The sequence below is a fragment of the Nocardia amamiensis genome (assembly GCF_015477605.1).
GTDB classification, from domain to species: domain Bacteria; phylum Actinomycetota; class Actinomycetes; order Mycobacteriales; family Mycobacteriaceae; genus Nocardia; species Nocardia amamiensis_A.
The window spans coordinates 1-522 of sequence record NZ_JADLQX010000215.1 but is presented as its reverse complement, the minus strand read 5'-3'; the positions used below and the strand labels follow the sequence as shown (position 1 = coordinate 522).

Sequence of the window (522 nt, the reverse complement as noted above, 5' to 3'; positions counted from 1 at the left end):
ATTGTCTTGGAGTGACAAACCTCTTCTACCAGGAGCTCCGCTGTCCCACATCACGGCATACCAAGCACCACAACATCATTCGATTGACACACCAACCGAACCGCTAACTGAGCGGCCTTGGTACTAGGACGGCAGGCGTGACCTGCCACTCAAGCGACTGTATCGGAAGTTGTTCAACCGCAGTTGTTTCTGTTGGCCTCGGGCGCATCTATGCCGACAAGGGAGCGATGGCGCCCGGGGTCACTCTGCGTACACGTGTCCGAATTCGAGGACAAGCTGCCTGGTATTTCGTCGCTCAGCGGGAGCGACGGTGCGACTTCACCCTCCACTGCGCGACCGCCACCACGGCCGAAAACACCGAAGTCGCGCCGGCTAACAGCGCCGTATTCGTGAGTTTCGCGGTGGAGAATTCGACCTTTCGTGCCCCTGGCAGCGGGTATTGCCCATTGCCCGAGGCCCATCGAATCACATAGCCGATCTGAGTACCGATGTCGGTGGGCGGGCCGGAACCGACCATGTTGC

1 protein-coding gene is annotated in these 522 nt (G+C 59.4%); it reads right to left on the bottom strand.

All coding sequences use genetic code 11. The annotated features are described in order from the left end of the window. Positions 1-295 precede the first annotated feature (295 nt). Positions 296-522 (bottom strand): hypothetical protein (locus IU459_RS39165; protein WP_228839070.1); only part of this gene is annotated, 227 nt, incomplete at its 5' end.